General features: G+C 26.3%; 21 protein-coding genes. 8 read left to right on the top strand and 13 right to left on the bottom strand.

Annotated features, from left to right (window positions below; translation table 11 throughout):
* The first annotated feature begins 100 nt into the window (after positions 1–100).
* From dhaK to T324_RS0109035, 4 genes are all read left to right on the top strand, one after another.
* A complete protein-coding gene (gene dhaK, locus T324_RS0109050; RefSeq protein WP_028329958.1) occupies positions 101–1,096 on the top strand; it encodes a dihydroxyacetone kinase subunit DhaK in 996 nt (331 codons plus the stop codon).
* Between the two features lie 4 nt (positions 1,097–1,100).
* Entirely contained in the window at positions 1,101–1,742 is a 642-nt protein-coding gene (dhaL, locus tag T324_RS0109045) for a dihydroxyacetone kinase subunit DhaL (RefSeq protein WP_028329957.1), read from the top strand.
* A gap of 22 nt (positions 1,743–1,764) precedes the next feature.
* Positions 1,765–3,204 (top strand): dihydroxyacetone kinase phosphoryl donor subunit DhaM, encoded by a 1,440-nt coding sequence (gene dhaM / locus T324_RS0109040; protein ID WP_028329956.1) that lies wholly within the window; start codon positions 1,765–1,767, stop codon positions 3,202–3,204.
* A gap of 87 nt (positions 3,205–3,291) precedes the next feature.
* Positions 3,292–3,792: an ankyrin repeat domain-containing protein gene (locus T324_RS0109035; RefSeq protein ID WP_028329955.1), complete on the top strand. Its 501-nt coding sequence runs from the start codon at positions 3,292–3,294 to the stop codon at positions 3,790–3,792.
* A gap of 9 nt (positions 3,793–3,801) precedes the next feature.
* Here T324_RS0109035 and T324_RS0109030 read toward each other — a convergent pair whose 3' ends face one another.
* Positions 3,802–4,041 carry a hypothetical protein gene (locus T324_RS0109030; RefSeq protein ID WP_028329954.1) on the bottom strand — a complete coding sequence of 80 codons (240 nt, stop codon included), beginning with the start codon at positions 4,039–4,041 and terminating at the stop codon, positions 3,802–3,804.
* Positions 4,042–4,222: 181 nt separating this feature from the next.
* Between T324_RS0109030 and T324_RS0109025 the strand changes: the two genes are divergently transcribed.
* A complete protein-coding gene (locus T324_RS0109025; protein WP_028329953.1) occupies positions 4,223–4,657 on the top strand; it encodes a PepSY-like domain-containing protein in 435 nt (144 codons plus the stop codon).
* Between the two features lie 294 nt (positions 4,658–4,951).
* Positions 4,952–5,389 (top strand): PepSY-like domain-containing protein, encoded by a 438-nt coding sequence (locus T324_RS0109020; RefSeq protein ID WP_028329952.1) that lies wholly within the window; start codon positions 4,952–4,954, stop codon positions 5,387–5,389.
* 61 nt (positions 5,390–5,450) lie between these two features.
* Here the strand turns inward: T324_RS0109020 and T324_RS0109015 are convergent, their stop codons facing one another.
* From T324_RS0109015 to T324_RS0109000, 4 genes are read right to left on the bottom strand one after another with little or no spacing between them, the layout of a single operon-like run.
* Positions 5,451–6,281, bottom strand: coding sequence for a hypothetical protein (locus T324_RS0109015; protein WP_028329951.1), 831 nt, complete (start codon positions 6,279–6,281; stop codon positions 5,451–5,453).
* A 12-nt stretch (positions 6,282–6,293) separates the two neighbouring features.
* Entirely contained in the window at positions 6,294–7,094 is an 801-nt protein-coding gene (locus tag T324_RS0109010) for a hypothetical protein (protein WP_028329950.1), read from the bottom strand.
* Between the two features lie 20 nt (positions 7,095–7,114).
* Complete coding sequence (locus T324_RS0109005) at positions 7,115–7,891, bottom strand: hypothetical protein (RefSeq protein WP_028329949.1); 777 nt, start codon at positions 7,889–7,891, stop codon at positions 7,115–7,117.
* Between the two features lie 34 nt (positions 7,892–7,925).
* Positions 7,926–8,705, bottom strand: a complete 780-nt coding sequence (locus T324_RS0109000; RefSeq protein WP_028329948.1) for a hypothetical protein — start codon at positions 8,703–8,705, stop codon at positions 7,926–7,928.
* 188 nt (positions 8,706–8,893) lie between these two features.
* Between T324_RS0109000 and T324_RS0108995 the strand changes: the two genes are divergently transcribed.
* Positions 8,894–10,636, top strand: coding sequence for an LTA synthase family protein (locus T324_RS0108995; protein WP_028329947.1), 1,743 nt, complete (start codon positions 8,894–8,896; stop codon positions 10,634–10,636).
* 2 nt (positions 10,637–10,638) lie between these two features.
* Here T324_RS0108995 and T324_RS0108990 read toward each other — a convergent pair whose 3' ends face one another.
* From T324_RS0108990 to T324_RS0108965, 6 genes are all read right to left on the bottom strand, one after another.
* A complete protein-coding gene (locus tag T324_RS0108990) occupies positions 10,639–11,151 on the bottom strand; it encodes a Gx transporter family protein (protein WP_028329946.1) in 513 nt (170 codons plus the stop codon).
* A gap of 8 nt (positions 11,152–11,159) precedes the next feature.
* A complete protein-coding gene (locus T324_RS0108985) occupies positions 11,160–11,522 on the bottom strand; it encodes a NusG domain II-containing protein (protein WP_028329945.1) in 363 nt (120 codons plus the stop codon).
* Positions 11,523–11,537: 15 nt separating this feature from the next.
* Positions 11,538–12,527, bottom strand: a complete 990-nt coding sequence (locus tag T324_RS0108980) for a CdaR family protein (RefSeq protein WP_028329944.1) — start codon at positions 12,525–12,527, stop codon at positions 11,538–11,540.
* Positions 12,524–13,303, bottom strand: a complete 780-nt coding sequence (gene cdaA, locus T324_RS0108975; RefSeq protein WP_028329943.1) for a diadenylate cyclase CdaA — start codon at positions 13,301–13,303, stop codon at positions 12,524–12,526. The genes T324_RS0108980 and cdaA overlap by 4 nt, the downstream gene beginning before the upstream one ends.
* A gap of 45 nt (positions 13,304–13,348) precedes the next feature.
* Positions 13,349–15,082, bottom strand: coding sequence for an amidohydrolase (locus T324_RS17065; RefSeq protein ID WP_051436825.1), 1,734 nt, complete (start codon positions 15,080–15,082; stop codon positions 13,349–13,351).
* Between the two features lie 200 nt (positions 15,083–15,282).
* Positions 15,283–16,224 carry an SMP-30/gluconolactonase/LRE family protein gene (locus tag T324_RS0108965; protein ID WP_028329942.1) on the bottom strand — a complete coding sequence of 314 codons (942 nt, stop codon included), beginning with the start codon at positions 16,222–16,224 and terminating at the stop codon, positions 15,283–15,285.
* Between the two features lie 181 nt (positions 16,225–16,405).
* On the opposite strand from T324_RS0108965, the gene T324_RS0108960 reads away from it, so the two are divergent.
* Positions 16,406–16,846, top strand: coding sequence for an RrF2 family transcriptional regulator (locus T324_RS0108960; RefSeq protein ID WP_028329941.1), 441 nt, complete (start codon positions 16,406–16,408; stop codon positions 16,844–16,846).
* A gap of 10 nt (positions 16,847–16,856) precedes the next feature.
* Here T324_RS0108960 and T324_RS0108955 read toward each other — a convergent pair whose 3' ends face one another.
* Together T324_RS0108955 and T324_RS0108950 are read right to left on the bottom strand one after the other, a co-directional pair.
* On the bottom strand, positions 16,857–18,125 hold the full coding sequence (locus T324_RS0108955; RefSeq protein WP_028329940.1) for a tetratricopeptide repeat protein: 1,269 nt from the start codon (positions 18,123–18,125) through the stop codon (positions 16,857–16,859).
* A gap of 34 nt (positions 18,126–18,159) precedes the next feature.
* A complete protein-coding gene (locus T324_RS0108950; protein ID WP_028329939.1) occupies positions 18,160–18,819 on the bottom strand; it encodes a Crp/Fnr family transcriptional regulator in 660 nt (219 codons plus the stop codon).
* Positions 18,820–18,938: the final 119 nt, after the last annotated feature.

Here is an 18,938-nt window from a genome sequence, read left to right as displayed (position 1 = left end):
TCTTAAAGAATGCCTTGAAAAAACATCTATTTCTATTATACTTTATATTAGTTTATATTTTTAATGTATTTAACTAATATCCATAATGTGTAGGCCATATATGAAAAAGATTATAAATAATATAGATAATATCATATTAGAAGAACTTAAAGGTATGCATAAAGCCCATAATAACATTATCAATGTGTGTTATGATCCTATTTTTATTACAAGGATTAATAAAAATAAAAAAGTTGCTTTAGTATCTGGAGGAGGTTCCGGGCATGAGCCATTGCATGGAGGATTTGTAGGGTATGGTATGTTGGATGCTGCTTGTCCAGGAGCTGTATTTACTTCTCCTACTCCAGATCAGATGGAAGAGGCAGCAAAGACTGTTAATAGCGGTAATGGTGTGGTATTTTTAGTTAAAAACTATACCGGTGATGTTATGAATTTTCAAATGGCTGAGGAGCTTTGCAAAGCAGATGATATTGATGTAAGAAGTGTTATTATAGAAGATGATGTTTCGGTTAAAGACAGTTTATATACTACAGGAAGAAGAGGAGTTGGAGCTACTGTATTTTTTGAAAAAATATGCGGAGCTTCTGCTGAACGCGGTGATAATATAGATAAAGTTTTGGAATATGTTGATTATTGTAAAGATAATGCACGTTCTATGGGTATGGCTTTAACTTCATGTACAGTACCTGCAGTTGGTAAACCTACATTTGATATATCTGACGATGAAATAGAAATGGGTATCGGAATACATGGAGAACCTGGAAGAGAGAGAATGAAAATAAAAACTGCTGATGAGATTGCAGATATTATGATGGATTCTATATGTTCAGATATACCTTATAAAAACAATGATGAACTTATTTGTATGGTTAATGGTATGGGGGCTACCCCTCTAATGGAGCTTTATCTTTTTTATAATGCAGTTGAAGAAATTGCTGTAAAAAAAGGATTAAAAATAGTAAGAAATCTTGTTGGTAATTATGTTACCTCTATAGATATGGCTGGTGTTTCTATTAGTTTAATTAAAGCTAATGATGAAATATTAAAGTTGTGGGATTATCCAGTACATACGGCAGCTTTAAGATGGGGAATGTAATATTATGTATACTAAGGCTAAAATAAAAGAATGGCTTATGAATTTGTCATATGTTTATGAAGAAAATAAAGATTATTTAACAAAGTTGGATTCTGATATAGGGGATGCTGATCATGGAATAAATATGAATAGGGGATTTAATTTCGTAAGAGATATGATTAATTCTTTAGATGAAAATGTTAGTATATCGTCTATATTTAAACAAACGGCAACCTTGCTTATAAAAAATGTAGGTGGTTCTTCAGGTCCTTTATATGGTACTTTTTTTCTTAATGCTAGTATTGTTTCTTCCAATAAAGAAGAGTTATCTTTGTCAGATATATTAGAAATATTTAATAAAGGTACAAATGCCATAGCAGCATTGGGAAAATCAAAAGCTGGTGAAAAAACTATGCTTGATACTTTTTATCCTACATTGGAAGCTATAAAAGAATTTGCATCAAAAAATAATGATATAACAAATGAAAATTTAGAAGAGTTTAAAAATAATATTTTGAATATTTCAGAAAATGCTATGAAATCTACTATAGATATGCTTGCAACTAAGGGTAGAGCTAGTTATTTAGGGGATAGAAGCATAGGGCATCAAGATCCAGGAGCAACATCTTCTTATATGTTAATAAAAGAATTAATAAATGTTTTATAAAAATTAATAAAAAGGAATTAATGTGGTTAGTTTAATATTTGTTTCACATAGTTATGAACTTGCTAAAACAGCAGTTGATTATATAAGGAAAGTAACAAATACAAATGTAAAAATGGCTTTTTCTGGAGGAACTGGTGATAATCACAGCGAAATGGGTACAGATTCAATAGATGTTTTTAATGCCATAGAGAGCGTATATTCAGATGATGGAGTTTTAATATTTTGCGATTTAGGAAGTTCACTTATAAGTTCAGAACTTGCAATATCTATGCTTGATGAAGAAAAATCAGTTAATGTAAGAATGACATCGGCACCATTTATAGAAGGCGGTATTAATGCGGCAATACAATCATCTCTTAATAAATCATTAGATGAAGTTGTATCTGAGGCTATAGAAAGTTTAACTCCTAAAATATTTTATGTAAAAGATAAATTAGATTATAATACTGGCGAAGTTTCAAATGATATAGAGTTTAAAGATTATGTAAAAGGTGAATATAAGATTTTACTTGAAAATGGTTTCCATGCAAGACCGGTATTTATGTTTATTAATATAATAGCCAATTCTAAAAGTTTAGTATACATATCAAATAAAACTAAGCATAAAGCTCCAGTATCTGCTGATAGTATAACAAAAGTTACATTGCTTAATATAGAATATGGCGATGTAATGGAAATATATGCAAAAGGTCCTGATGCTGAACAAGTATTGGAAAGATTTGAATATTTGGTTAATGGTAAATTTGAAACTAGAAATAAAACAGTAAAAATAAAAAATATAGATAGTAATTTAATAGTAGTTTCTGATGGTTATGCTGCTGGAACTGCATTGTATGTGTATTTTGGAGTAAATATAAAAAAAGAATATATAAAAGATCCTAAAGCTGAGAAAGAAAAGTTTATACTTGCTATTAATAATGTTAAAAAAGATTTGTTAGAACAAAAAAGCATAATAGAAGATAAGAATTTACAAAATAATGAATATTTAATATTTGAAACTTACATATCTATGTTGTTTGATGATTATGTCTTAAAAGAAGTTTACGATTTAATAGAAAATAAAAAATATTCAGCGGCATATTCTTATAATAAGGTTATGAAAAATATATTTAAAAGTTTTGATGCTTTGGATGATGGATATATAAAAGAGAGAAAATATGATATAGAAGATATTCTTTATCAAGTATTGAAATATTTATTAGATATAAGATTAGATTTGCCTAAAGAAGAAAATACTATATTAATAGTTGATAATATATACGCTTCTATTGTAACAGAGATTGAACAGAATATTAAAGGTGTAATATCTATAAATGGAAGCCCTATGTCTCATGCTGCTATTTTATTGAAAGCACTAAATATACCTTATGTTATATTTTCAGGAGCTATGCAATTAAAGGGAAAAGATATTATTATAGATACAAAAAATGAGGTAGATAAGATAATTTCATTTAAAAAATGATATATTATGCCTGTTTTACTGGTAATGGTTTTTTATTGTTATATGATATAATAAATATTATTATATTTTTTATGATTGGATAAAAATATGAGTATTAATACTATAATTATAATAGTAATAGTTTCTATTGTGATATTATGGCCTATATTAAAAAAAGCTGCTAGACATATAAAAATAGATAATTCTGAGGAAAGTATACATATAGCATGTTTATATGGAGATTTACCAAAAATAAAAAGGCTTTTAGAATCTGGGGTCAATATTAATTCTAAAGATTTTAGTAATAAAACCCCATTAATGTATGCAGCAGAAGATGGTGCCATTGATACTATAGATTATTTGATAAGAAATGGTGCCAATATTAATGATATTGATGTTAGGGGAGATAGTGCATTAATTATAGCATTGAAAAACAATAATGTAAAAGCATCAAAGTTATTAATAGAAAAAGGTGCTAATTTATACATAAAAAATGAAGATGATAAAGACGCTTTAAGTATAGCATCGGATATAGATTCTAAAGAAATGATTGAATTTATAAAAAATAAAAGAGATGATAATAAAGATACTACCATCTCTCCTAATTAAAATTACATATTACCTATTATTGTTGCTTCTTGTTATATTTGTAGAACCGCATATAGGGCAATGAGATACAGAGTCTTCTATAATATCATCAATTTGTGTTATATCATCATCTTCTGATATATTTATCTCTTTATCATCAACTGCCCAAAAATTAGAACAATCTTTGCAATAAAAATGTATTAAATATTCTCTATAAGTTGGATAATTTCCTTCTATTTTTCTATATCCGTCTATAATATTATGTTCCATGTACCCTCCATTTTTATATCATTTATTATTTAATTTAGTATTTTTTTAAAAAAAGTCAAATACATTATTTTGTCGAAATATTCTATCTTAAAAATTAAAAAAAATAAACAATTATTTATATATTTTTTACATTAGAGATTTTTATTTTGTTTTATTAGTATAAAGGATAAAGGAGCTACTAATGAGAAACAGTATGAAAATTTTTATTTTAATTATTTCTTTAACAGTATTATCTATTTCAAATGTATTTGCAGCTGATATGCCTATACAAGCAAATCAATTACCTCAAAATGCTCAAAGTTTTGTGAAAACTAATTTCCCGTCTGATCAAATAGTTTATGCTGAACAGGATAGAAATAGTTTTAAAGTAGAATTACAGAGTGGAGTAGAAATTGATTTTGACAGAAGCGGTAATTGGACAGATGTAAGTTCTAAAATGCCTTTACCTACTGGTTTTATACCAGCTAATGTTTTGAAAGCAGTACAAGGAAAATATCCTCAAGTTGCTATAATGGAAATAAGCAAAGAATATAATAGCTATCAATTAAAATTAGCTAATAGAATGGAAGTTTATGTTGATAATAATGGCAACCTAATGGGAGAAAAATTAGATTAATAAAATTTTACTTAATATAAAGCTAGTATGAACTATTTATTCATACTAGCTTTTTTATTTTTAAATATTAACTCCTTGATTTTTGTAAAACTATTGTATATTTAGTAAAATAATAGTAAAAAATGTATTATAATATAATATTTTATTTACAATTATAATAGAATAATTTACCTATATTTTACTTTTTCTATAAAAATGTAATTTTTTTATAAAATTTAGGTAAAAAATATTGACAAATCTATTTTTATGTATTATATTATAAATATAACAATTAAACAACAAGGAGCATTTTTTATGAAAAAACAATTAAAACAAATCATTTTAGTAGCATCTGTAATGATGTTATCTATCGCTACTGTATTTGGAGCTGACATACCTATACAAGCAAATCAGCTTCCAAAAACTGCACAGGATTTTATCAAAGCTAATTTTGCTAATGATCCTATAGTATATGCTGAACAAGACAGAAATAGTTTTATGGCTGAATTACAAAGCGGTGTAGAAATTGATTTTGATAAGGATGGAAATTGGACTGATGTATCTGCTAATAATAAACCATTACCTACAACATTTATACCTGCAAATATAATGCAAGCTGTTGAAGCAAAATACAAAGGTGTTGCTGTATTAGAAATTAGTAAAGAATATCTTAGCTACAAATTAAAATTAGGTAATAACAGAGAAGTTTATGTTGATAATAATGGAAAAGTAATAGGTGATAAATTAGATTGATAGAAAAGCTTAATTAAGTAAGGGCTGGTGATCGATTTACTAGCCCTTTCATTTTTTATAATTATTTTAAGCTAGGATCGAAAATACTATCTTCATTCAATAAATCTTTATATTCAGTAAGATAATAAGCTATAAGTTCATTAATCTGTTTTGAATATTTATTTCTCATGTTTGAATCTTTCCACAATATTTCATTTAAAATTCCAGTTACTACATTCTGAAGAGTATAAGGAACAGCATATTGTCCTACATGGTGAAAACCTATATTATGCATATGTTCATGAAACATTAAACCTGCTGTATTAGCATATTTTTGACTTTGCATATAAGTAAAATAGTCACCAAATAAAACATCATTTAAACTGCCCCAATTACCTGTGCTGAACCCTATCCATTCACCTATAGGTATTTCATTTTCTGGCTGAAGTCCATAACGAAGATATCTTGATTTACCTACTGGTCCAACTCCAGTACCTGCAGGAACTCCTACTCTTTTTTTATATCCAAAATCATATTTGAGAGAACGAACACAATCGATAACTCTTTGAGCATCATATTTGTCTCCTATTTTAAGATTGTGTCCATTATAGCTGTCATTTACAGAAGAGCCTAATTGAGAATCAGCTGCCTTTACACGGTTTACAAACTCCTCAGTGTTAACAGCCATTCTAATAAGAGCCATACATACTAACATATATTTTTTTTCATCTACTGTGATAGCAGTATATTTATCTACATTGCTATCTATCTCAAAACTATCTATACCAACCTGCCAATATGGATATTTTTTGTTTATAGTTTCTTTACTGAAATCATCAGGCTTTAATACATTATTATTGCATCCCAATATAAATAACAATAATAAATTAAGTGTAAATAATTTTTTTATCATAATAACCAACTTTTATTTTATATTAGGATCGAAAATACTATCTTCTCTTAATAAATTTTTATATTCAGTGTAATAGTAAGCTGTAAGTTCATCTAATTCTCTTGCATATTTATCCTTCAAATCTTTATATAATATTCTTTCAATTAATTGTTGCACAACATCTTGAAGTCCGTAAGGTACATTACTATCTTTATTAACATCGTTATGAGTAAATCCAATATTATGCATATGTTCATGAAACATTAATCCTGAAAAAGAAGCATATCCATATGGGCTATCCCCTGACCATTTTATCCAGTTATCATTTTCAAATCCTACCCAATCTGCTGTTGGTATTTGATCTGCCGGCTGACCTCCGCAATATCTTGCATATCTTGATACACCTACAGTACCTAAACCTGCTCCTCCTGTTTTTAGTTTTTCATAGGTGAAGTTATATTTTAATGTACGTACTACTTCTGTTAATTTATCAGGATTGTATGCTTCTCCAGCCTTAATACTAAAATTTCCATAAGAGTAATTTGCTGCTGCTGTTAGATTTCCTTTAGCTTTTACTGCAGCTGGAAATTCATCAGAATTTAAAGCTGTTCTAATAAGTGCCATACATCTTAATATAAAACGTTTTTCTTCAACTGTTATTGTAGCATAAGATGTTAAATTATTAGCTATTTGAAAGTTAGCAACTCCTACCTGCCAATAAGGATATTTTTTATTAATAGTTTCTTTGCTGTAATCATCAGGTTTTAACATGTTATTATTACAGCCAAACATAAATAACAATAATAAATTAAGTATAAATAATTTTTTTATCATTAATATTTCTCCAATATAATTTAATTAGAAGGCAGTATCTTAATACCTGCTTGAAAACCAATATCAAAGCTGGATATTGTTTGTTTTGTCATTTTGGCAAGAGCCTGATTATTATTAAGTGTAGGATTTTTTAATGTCATTCCGAAGTCTCCTCCTATATAACCGCCTAGAGCAATAGCAAATTTTTTATCAGTATAAATAGAGTATTCTACTGAAAATTTTAGATAAGGTATTATAATAGGGTTGCTGAATATTTTTTCCATTTGTGATGCATTATAATGTTCTATATTTCTATTGATATATAATGTATTATAATTCATATATGATGATATTATTCTAGCATATAAAGGTACTTTGATACCAGCATTAATTCCAAATGAAAATTTTTTCCAATTTAATTTTGGATAAATACCAAAGGCAAGACTTTCAAACATATAGTTAAAATCATTTTTATAAATCTTATCACCGCTTTTTCTATAAAATACAAATTCATCATGAGTATATCCTATTTCACCAAGCAGGCTGAAACTGAAATCTCTGTTTATGTCAAATCTATATCCTATATGAAATAAAACCCCAGCATCAAAACCAACACCTGAGTTTTTATTGGCCTGTTTAACAGCTGCATTAAAGTTTTCTTGCTGCTGCTGAGTAGCATTATTATTTGTTAAAGCATATTGATTAATTCCAACTCCAATTCCTAACGGTACAAATATACCGATTTCTAAACCGCTTTTAGCAAATAAAGTTCCAGATGCTAATAATACTATTATAAATATATTTAATAATTTTTTCATAATTTTCTCTGTTTATAACCTTATTTTATATTTTCTAATTCATTGGCCTTATTTTAGTACCAAGCTGCAAACCTATATCAAGACTGGATATATTTTCTATAGGATTGTTAAGCTGATTGTTGCCTTTACTTTTATCATTATATTTCAAAGCAAAGTCATAGCTAATATATCCGCCTATAACAAAATCAAATTTACGGGATGTATATACTGCATAATCCAATGTTAATTTTAGATATGGTATTATATTACTTGAAAAATAGTCTTTGTAGTTTTTGGTATTAATTATTTTTATAGTTTCATCACTATAGCCTAATAATTTATTATAGTACGAATCATTAATGGTACCGTGAACAAAAATTTTCATTCCTGCTCCTATACCTATAGAAAATCTTTTATAATTGAATTTAGGCAATACTCCAATAACTATACTGTCAAAACTATAATATTTATAATGCTGCATTTTTAGAGCTAAAGAGTTTGTATTGTCATCTTTAAGTCTGTAATTAAATGTATCTCTGTTGTATCCAAATTCTCCCATAAAACTAAAACTTATATCTCTATTAAGCTCTAATCTGTATCCTGCCTGAAATAATACCCCAGCTTCAAAACCTATATGTGAAGTTCTTGTATTATTGCTTATGTAAGTATTATAGTTATTAGTTTGCTGTTTAGTAAAATTTGAAGGAGGTTTATTAAAGTAATGTATTCCTATGCTCATTCCTAACGGCACAAAAATACCTAGTTCTAATCCGCTTTTAGCAAATGATGTTGAACTTACAACTAGTAATATAATTAGTATTTTTACTGATTTCATTTTTGACCTTATATTTGTTTATTGAATATAATAACATGTGTTAACATATTATACAACATATTAAATTTACATAAAAATATATATTTTTTACAAATGAAACATTTTTTTATTAAAAATTATTTGTAGAAAATAAATTATATTATATAATTTTTAGAATATATTATTTATATTTTTAAACGGATAAATATATGAAAAATTTAGCATTAAAAAATAATAGTTTTTATATAGTTTCTTTTTTAATAATTCTAATATTATACTATTTAATAACTCAATTATTGTTTCCTATGTTTTCAGTAAATAAAGTTGATTTTAATATAATAGATATTATTTATGCTTATATATTTTCTTTGATATCATATATACTTTCCAATAAAAATAAAATAACATCATATTTATTTATAGTAGTTGTTGTATTTTCTTTTTTTACTATAGAGCCTCTTGGAATAACAATAGAAGCTAAACCATTATTTTTTACAGATATGCCTGATATGTATCCTTCTTTAATAGAGGTATTACCTTTATATATGCAAATAATTACAATATCAGCAACAACACTTTATTTTGGTCTTCTATTGGCTTATGCTGTATATTTTATATATAGACTTTATAGAATATACAAAATAAATATAAAGAAAGCTATTATAATGACTTTAATAGTTGCAGCTGTAACTTATATATCATTTTTTAGACCTGTTGCTATAAAATCAATATATGCTGATTATATAGATATAGCAAATAGATATGGTATCATAAATACTATAAGCTATAGAATATCTTATGATAAATCAATAAAAATAACTGCAAATAAAGATAATGTAGAGGCGGCATTTAATTTATTGAAAGAAGCAGAAAGTATAAGAGATATATCAAAATTGATAGTTCCTTATGATAATAAGATAAAAAGAAATGTATTTGTTATATTTATGGAATCTTTTTATGATTATGAGCATTTTTTACCTCTTATGGATAAAGATCCTTTTTCTAAAGAATATAGAGAATGGGCAAGCAATTCTACAAAAGTAGGACCTAATGACAGTTACGGCAGTTTATTTGCAAGAACATCCGGTTTGATAGGAAGTTCTCCATTATTTCCAAAAAAACAAAAAACACCAATATATTCAACTTTACCATATTTGATGAAAGAAAATGGATATCATACAATAGCATTAGAGGAATCAGGTGTTACATATTATCTTGATGCATTATTTCCTAATATTGGAATGGATGATGTTGTATTCAATTTGGGACTTACAAATATAAAAAATTATATAAAAACAAATGAAAGTGATAAGCCTATATTTTTGTCTGGCTTTACATTTATGGGGCATGCTGGAAGTCATGTTGAAAATGATTTAGATGTATATGAGAATAATAAAAGGCTTATGGATAAAATAAGTAAAAAAGACATACCTGTTCTTGTAGAAACGATGGAAAATTCAGCATTATCAGCAAAAGATATAATAGATACTAGAGATGTAATATTAGAAAAATATCCAGATGCTCTTATAATATTTAAACATGATCATTTATATCCATATTTAAAAAATATAATACATAATTCAAATATAGATCAAAATATAAAAAAAGATTTTTTCACTACATATACGATTTCCCCTATATTAATATGGAATGGTACAAATGGTATTTATAAATTTGAAGAGGATGGTTTTCCTCCAGAAAATATACCTATGTTTATTGCTGCTAATGCAAAAATAGATTATACAAACTCTATAATATCACTCCTTTATAAGGATAAAACAGATAATATTATAAGATTTTACAATTCTTTTTATACAAATGATAATGGTAAGATAGTAAAAATTGAAGTAGATAAGGAGAGTTTATCATATAGGCAAAATGAAGCTCAAAGAATATTATCGGAGGATATATTAAGAGGCAAAAAGTATTTTCACACTTTAATAAATAAATAATTTTATTCATTGTTATATAATATCATTGTTATAACACCTACTACACTTCCTGTTATAAGTGATAGTATAAATACTGGAACTATCAAAAATCTAATATCCGGCAGATTAAATAAATATTTTGATAAAAATGCCTGAGATAGATTGCTTACTAAAGCTCCGGCTAAACTTATACCAAAAATTGAGAATGTATTTTTTAAATAACTCATCAGCTTCATTATGATAACGGACATTATACCTCCGCATAGACCTAAATAGAATGGGGGAGTTAATATATATGCAAAAACTATAGCTACAGATACATTTTTTATCAGTATTAAAAGCAGTAATTCTCTAAATTTAAATACATCTATAACCATTAATATAACTATAAATGAAAAACCTATTCTAAAATATGGTATAGGTCTTGGAAACATATTTTCAACTGCAGCGATAAATGATGATATAAAAGCAAAAAATATTATATCATAAATTCTTCTTTTTCCTGTATGTGATTTAATACTTTCAAAAAATACCATAATTATCCCTATTGAACAATAGAATCTATTTCTAAATTATTCTCAACATTTTTTTCAAATCTTATAATTATACCATTAGGCATGCATATTATAGGAGCATTTTTTAACACTCCTGCTTTAATACATAATTTATCTCTGCAAGGGGATTCTTCAAACATAATTTGATTATTGCTTATAACTATTTTAGATTCTCCTAATAATCCATTTATTTTTATTTCTCTGTCTGTATTTAAATCATATCTGAAAGATTTTTCATAAGTATCTATAATGACTTTATTGCTTTTTCCTGTTATTATTTTTTTAGCGTAAAAAAATGAGAATATTATTATAAATAGAAATATTATTATATCCCCGTATCTTAATTTTTTCATTAATTATTGATTTACCTATTTATTTGTAGTATTACTGTTACTTTTAGCTGATATTTCTATGTCAAAATATGAGGGTTCTATTTTTATTAATTTTGTATTCATAGGTATATTAGCTTCAACTGATATGTTAGAGTATTTACCAGTATTGGTTATATCTTTTAAATCTAATGATAATAATATATCATCGGCTGATACATTAGTAAGGAAACTTTTATTTGCTTCTAACACAACTTTATTTACTATAAATCCTTCTGCAGAGTTTACTGTGAATCTGCTGTCCAAATTATCAAAGCTCACAATGATATTATTAAACTCTACTACTTCTACATCTTTATTAAAAATAATGCTTACATTAACTCTTGATACATCAGATTTAATATTTTTAGGTACATTTACTCTTGATATTGTAGAATAATCCAAATATTTATCATTTAAATCTATATTATATGTTTTTACACTATCTATAGCAGATATTAATGTTTTAGGACCTGATATAATTGTATTTGATGGATTTATTATAATATTATCAATATCTAATCCTAATGAAGTTATACCTGTAGTTGAAGGTTCTATTGGAACAGTTTTATATGCTAATTCATCTAATATAACAGGTATTTTACTTGGATTTACAGTAATATTCATTTTTGTATAATCTATATCTCCAACTAAATACACTTCATACATGTTGCTTCCTATAGATGCATTTGTGAGATCTATATAAGTACTAAATGCTGTTGGAAGTTCATAAACATTATCTTTAAATCCTTTCAAAGTTATTGTAGTATTTTCCTGAACATCATTAGCTATCAATAATTTTGGAGGTATATTTTTTATTTCTATTTTAGTAACATAATCTTTGGTATATTCTTTTTGATATCTTACAAATAAAAATAATAAGAAAGACATAGCAAGACATAATAATTTAATCCAAAATCTGTTCGTTATATAATTTAACGCCTTTTTATAATTAAATTTTTTAATATTTAGCTTTTTCTTGTTACTCATTTTATTTCTAAAAGTTCTCCAAGTCTTTTATCCAATTCTTCTCTGCTTAAATTATATTCTAATATGCCATTATGCACTATAGATACGCATTGTGTCTCTTCTGAAACTACAACTACAACAGCATCAGTTTGTTCGGATACACCAAGTGCGGCTCTATGTCTTGTACCAAGTCTTCTATTTTTTATTTTAGGTTCTATTTCTGTGAGAGGCAAATATGCACTCGCTGCTACTATTCTATTTTCCATAATAATAGCCGCTCCGTCATGTATTGGATTATTCTTAAAAAATATAGATTCTATAAGTTCTATAGATATATCAGCATTAAGCTTAACGGCTTTATCAACTAAAGAATGCAATGATATGTTTCTTTGAAATACTATTAAGGCTCCATATCCTTTATACGATAAGTTAAATGTTGCACTCAAAATCTTTTGTATTTGATCTTCATCATATCTAAAGGATTTTTTTAAAAAGGCACGTCCTCCCAATATTCTAAGTCCATGCTTTATTTCTGCTTGGAAAAGCACTACTATAGCAATAAGTCCAACTTGAAAGAATTTATCAAATATCCATGATAATGTTGCAAGTCCGAATATTTTTGCTATTAAAGTGATGAAAAATAATATTATAAATCCAATGGCTATGCTATATGCTCTTGTATTATACATAAGCATATATATTATATAAAATAATATTGCAACTAATATTATATCAATACCATAAGAAAGATATCTCCAATTTGTTGTAGATATAAAATTATTAATATTATAAAGCATATACCTATATATTATATCACATTTGTATGTATTTGTAAATATATTTTATTTATTAAAACTAAGACTTACATTATTAAATCTTGTATTTATTTTGCTTCTTGAATAAAGAGTTTTTCCTTCTTTTATAGTTTCAATAACTTCAATATCCTTTATATTCATAGGATCGCATTTTATAGGATTATCACTAAGTACTACCAAATCTGCCAATTTGCCTTCTTCTATAGTTCCTTTTAAATACTCTTCTTTATTTTGATATGCGGCATTTATAGTAATAGCTTTTAATGCTTCATAAGGTGTAACCTTTTGATTTTCACCTAATAATACTCCATCTTTAGTTATTCTATTAACAGCACACCATACTGTTTCAATCATATTAGGTTTTATAACAGGTGTGTCTTGATGATATGTGAAAGCTAAATTATTATTTAATGCTGTTTTTGAAGCACTTATTTGAGAAGCTCTTTCCATTCCTAAATTTTCTAAATGTGTATCACCCCAATAATATACATGTGCTACAAATATTGAAGGTATTATATTGAGATCTGCCATAGATTTATATTGTTCTTCTTGTATTATCTGGCTATGTACTAATACAGCCCTGTAATTGTTGGTAGTATTTCTTCTATTCATAACATTGCTGAAAGCATTAATGTATTGTTCTGCTGCTGCATCTCCGTTGCAATGTGCTTGAAGCTGCAATTCATCGTCTAATGCTTTTTCAACATATTTTTCTACAGCTGCATCATCGTATATACCATATCCTCTATATCTTGCAGGACCGCTTATATAAGGCTGATCCAACCAAGCTGTTTTTGCCTGAGGAGAACCATCTAAAAATATTTTGTATCCTCCTATTTTAAATCTGTTAACATATTTTCCAACCATTTCTTTATTAGTTTCAACAATAGATTCTGAGTTCTTCAAATCTATAAAAGCAATGATATCTATATTAAATCTACTATTTGTTACCATATTGTTTATAAGAGGAAATTCTGCTGTTGAAATTAAGGCATCCTGTGCTGTTGTAATACCGTATCCTAAATATACATTTTCTGCCTGATTAATAAAATTCATTAAATCTTCATCTGTGATTGCAAAATTTATACTTTGAGCATAATGCATAAAAGCTGTTTCTTCCATATATCCAGTAGGTTTTTTGCTGTTAGGATATCTTTCTATAACACCTCCTTCTATATCTGGAGTATTTTCATCAACCCCAAATTCTTCTAATGCTTTTGAGTTCATTGCCCCTACATGCCCTGAAGCATGTGTTATAAATATTGGATGTGTAGTAGAAATTTTATCTAAATCATCTCTGTTTGGATTTTTTTTACCAGGCAATAAATTATTATCATATCCGAATCCTATTACCCAAGAATCATCTTTTAATTTATTTACCTGTATATAATTTGTAATCTTTTCAGCAATTTCTAATAAATTAGTTGATCCAGTTAAATCTACAGTTGTAAGTGATTGTGCAAATCTTATTATATGGCTGTGCGAATCTATAAAAGACGGCATTAAAGTTTTTCCATCTAAATCTATTACCTCAGCATAAGCATTATTTAATAAACTTTTTTCATCTTCATCTGTGTATACTACTTTCATTATAGTATTATCTCTTATTTCAATAGCTTTAGCGTAAGTAGGCTCATCTCCTTTCATTGTAAGTATGTCACCGTTATGATAAACTTTTATCTTATGTGTTATCTTATCGTAGCATGAATTTGATAATATTCCAATTATTATACAAACAAGAAAGAAATATATTTTTTTCATTATAAAGCCTCTTAAATAATATTTTGAAACTGTTTTATTTTTTATACTTTCTAAATATATACAACTGCATATAATATCATTATAACATTAACAATAAAAATATATACAAAATTTTTTCATAATAATTAAAATAAAAAGCACCTCCTATAATAAATATAAGAGATGCTTAGGAAATTAATTATGTACTATGAATGAAAAAATTATAATTGTACTTTTTTGATTAAGCTAGTAGAAAGTTCTGGTATATATATAACATTATTAACTAAATCTATATCAGCAACTCCGCTTAATTCTCCTTCAATTTTTTCTAATTGTTCTTTGGTATTCAAATCAAATACATATATGCAAGCATTATTGTTAGCACCGTTTTCTCCCCAATCAGAAACATATAATTTACCATTAGCTATAGCTATACCGTCTAAAGCACCAGCTCCTAATCTTGAAGCTGTCCATTTAGTTAAACCAGTACCATCTATATTTAATGTATAAATGTCTCCTCCGTTAGCATCTCCTCCAAATGTGCTTCCAGCTATATATAAAACACCGTTATCTAAGAATATACCATTAGCACCAACTACATTTGTAACTGAAGAAGTTATTGATAAAGCTGAATTGTTATCTACTTTTATGAAATGAACTGTAGAAGCTCCTGTATCAGTTAAAGCTACAGTTGTAGGATCTATAACTACTGTATCATTTAAGAATTTAGATCCTTCTATTGGAAGTTTAGTAATGATTTTTTTATCTTTTATGTTAGCTAATACTAAGTTTCCTACCATAGAGCTGTCATTAACTTGATCTGGTATGATAATAATATCATCAGTTAAGAAAGAGAAACCTTTTGGGCTGTCTAATTCTCCTTCAAATAATTTTTCAACACCTGTTCCGTCCTCATTAGCAACGATTATAAAACCATCTTTAGGAGTATTAGGGTCTCCTAAATTAGCAATATATAATTTACCATTTCTAAATTTTATACTTTCTGGTGCAGCTGCTCCTTCAACATTTATTGCAACAGCTTGTTTTACTGCATTAGTATCAGTAGTATTAGTAGTTGATGCTGTATCTTTATTTGCATTATTTGAACATGATACTATAAAAATAAAAGTAAATAAGGCTATGACATTAAAAATTTTATTCATTTTGAATCTCCTTAAAATTATTTGCAATAATATATACTTTGCCAATATATATATCAAGAATAAAATGTAGAAAAATTGTTACCAAAGTTGTTACAATATGTTTTTGTTATATTAATAAAAATATACTATGCCTTATATTCAATTATTGACTATAATTATTTTTTATTTTATCATATACAGCATGAAGATTAATACAAAATTATCAGTTGCTACCCATATAGTATTATGTATAGCATTTTTTGAAAATGAAGGCACTACATCTCATTTACTAGCAAAGAGTGTGAAAACAAATCCAGCTGTTATAAGAAGAATTCTACTTAAATTGCAAGACGCTGGAATTATAGAAACAGATAAAAAGGGCAGCAGATTAATAAAAGATGAAAAAGATATAACTTTATTATCCATATATGAAGCAGTATTTACAGAAGAGGAGAGGGGACTTTTTAATTTTCATGAGCCTAATCATGTTTGCCCTGTTGGATGTGCTATGTTCGATGTTTTAGGAGAGGAATTTAATTCTGTAAGACTTGATTTTGAAAAGTCTATGTCTAAGATAACATTAAAAAAAATAGTTGATGAAGTTAGAAAGAGAAAAAAGCATTTACACTTTATGAATAAATAATATTGATATATTAAAATGCTTTTAATGCTTCTTCTTTATTTAACTTTGCTTTTATATAATTAGGATCTATTTCAATAGCTTTATCATAATCTTTTACAGCTTCTTTATATAGTCCCATTTTATATTTTGCAAATCCTCTATTATTATAAGCATCAGCAGATTTTGTATTTAATTCTATAACTTTATCGTAGTTCTCTATTGCTTTTTCATAATTAGATAGATTATAATATGAAAGCGCTTTATTGTAATAAGCATTTATATAAGTATTATCAAGCTCTATTGTTTTGTCATAATCTTTAATAGACTCTTGATGAAGTTCCATATTATTTTTTGCTAATCCTCTGTTATAATATGCTTCAATATATGAAGGCTCTATATTTATTGCAGCATCAAAATCTTTAATAGCTTCTTCATAAAGTCCTAATGCACTTTTAGAATTTCCTCTATTGTTATATGCGTAAAAATATTGAGGAGATAAATTTATTGCTATGCTGCAGTCTTCAATAGATTCTTTATAAAGTTCTAAATGATATTCTGCTATTGCTCTGTTATTGTAGGCATCTGTATATTCATTGTATATTTCTAAAGCCTTATTTATATCAATTATAGCTTCATTATACATTCCAAGTCCTATTTTACAAATTCCTATGTTATTATAAGCATAAGAACTATTTGCATGAGAAAGTTCTAAAACCTTATTATAGTAAGTAATAGCTTCTTCATAAAGTCCCATATTTCTTTTTACATCGCCTATACCATTATAAGCATGTATTTCAGTATCATCTAATTCTAATACTTTTTTATAATCATCTATAGCTTCAATATATTTTCCTGACATTAATTTTATGAATGCTCTGTCAATGTATGCATCAATATTATTGCCGTCTAAAATTATGGCTTTATCAATATCATTAATAGCTTCTTCATAGTCTCCTAAATTTCCTTTAGCAAATCCTCTATCATCATAAGCCTTTGAATGATTAGGCATTAATTCTATTACTTTATCATAATCTTTTATAGCCTCTTCATAAAGACCTAAATTGCATTTGCAGTCTGCTCTGTTATAATAAAGTTCTGCATAGTTTTCATCTATTTTTATTCCATTGCTATAGTAATTAACTGCTTCTTCAAAAAATCCTAAAGCCTGTTTAGAAATACCTAAATAATTATATATTTCAGAATTATTACTATCTTCTTCTAAAGCTTTAATAAATAATTCTGCTGCTTTTTCAAATTGAGTTTCTCTGAATAATTCTAAACCTTTTTCAAAGTATGACATTTTATTTCCTTAGATAATTATGTTTTAATAAAAATTATATATTGATAATGCTTATTTTATTTCCGTTTAAGTTTATAATATTTTCTTTATAGAGTCTGTTTAATTCTCTTGACAATGCGCTTCTATCCGCTGATATGAATTCAGCAAGTTTATCTCTGTTATATGGTATTACAACATTTGATGATTTTTGAATATTAGACATGTATTTTAAGTATATAATTATTTTATTTCTTAAACTCTTTTGGCTTAATATATCATTTTTAAAAGCTAAAAATTTATTTTTATCAGAAATTACTCTTAGCAAATTTTCTATGAATTTATCTTTTATATAGTTATTTTTTGAATTAAATATATTCATTGCTTCTATTTCTATTATATCTGATGAATCTAAAGAAATGGCTTGTATTGATGATATTTTATTGCTTGAAAATGCAAATGCTTCAGCAAATATATCTCCATCTGTTAGAATATTAACTATATTTTTTCTTGCATCTTCATATTCTTTTGAAATTTCTATCTTTCCTTTTGCTATTATGTATATATTATGAACTTTATCTCCAATATCTATTATAGTGCTACCCTTAGAAAAATATTTTTTTTTGTATTTAAAATCATTTAATATATTTATGATTTCTTCTTTTGGTATTTCATTGAAAATATTTGAATTTATTAAAGTATCTATATATTTTTCCATAGTTTTATTATTCTAACTATTTTTATTAAAAAATCAATGAGTTTTTATGTTTAATATATAAAATATAAGAATTTTTAATTAGATTATTTTTATTTTTTATTTAAATAAAGTACTTATAA

The organism is Brachyspira alvinipulli ATCC 51933 (assembly GCF_000518245.1).
Lineage (GTDB): Bacteria > Spirochaetota > Brachyspiria > Brachyspirales > Brachyspiraceae > Brachyspira > Brachyspira alvinipulli.
The sequence above is the reverse complement of the archived record's forward strand: the minus strand, read 5'-3'. Positions and strand labels throughout refer to the sequence as shown.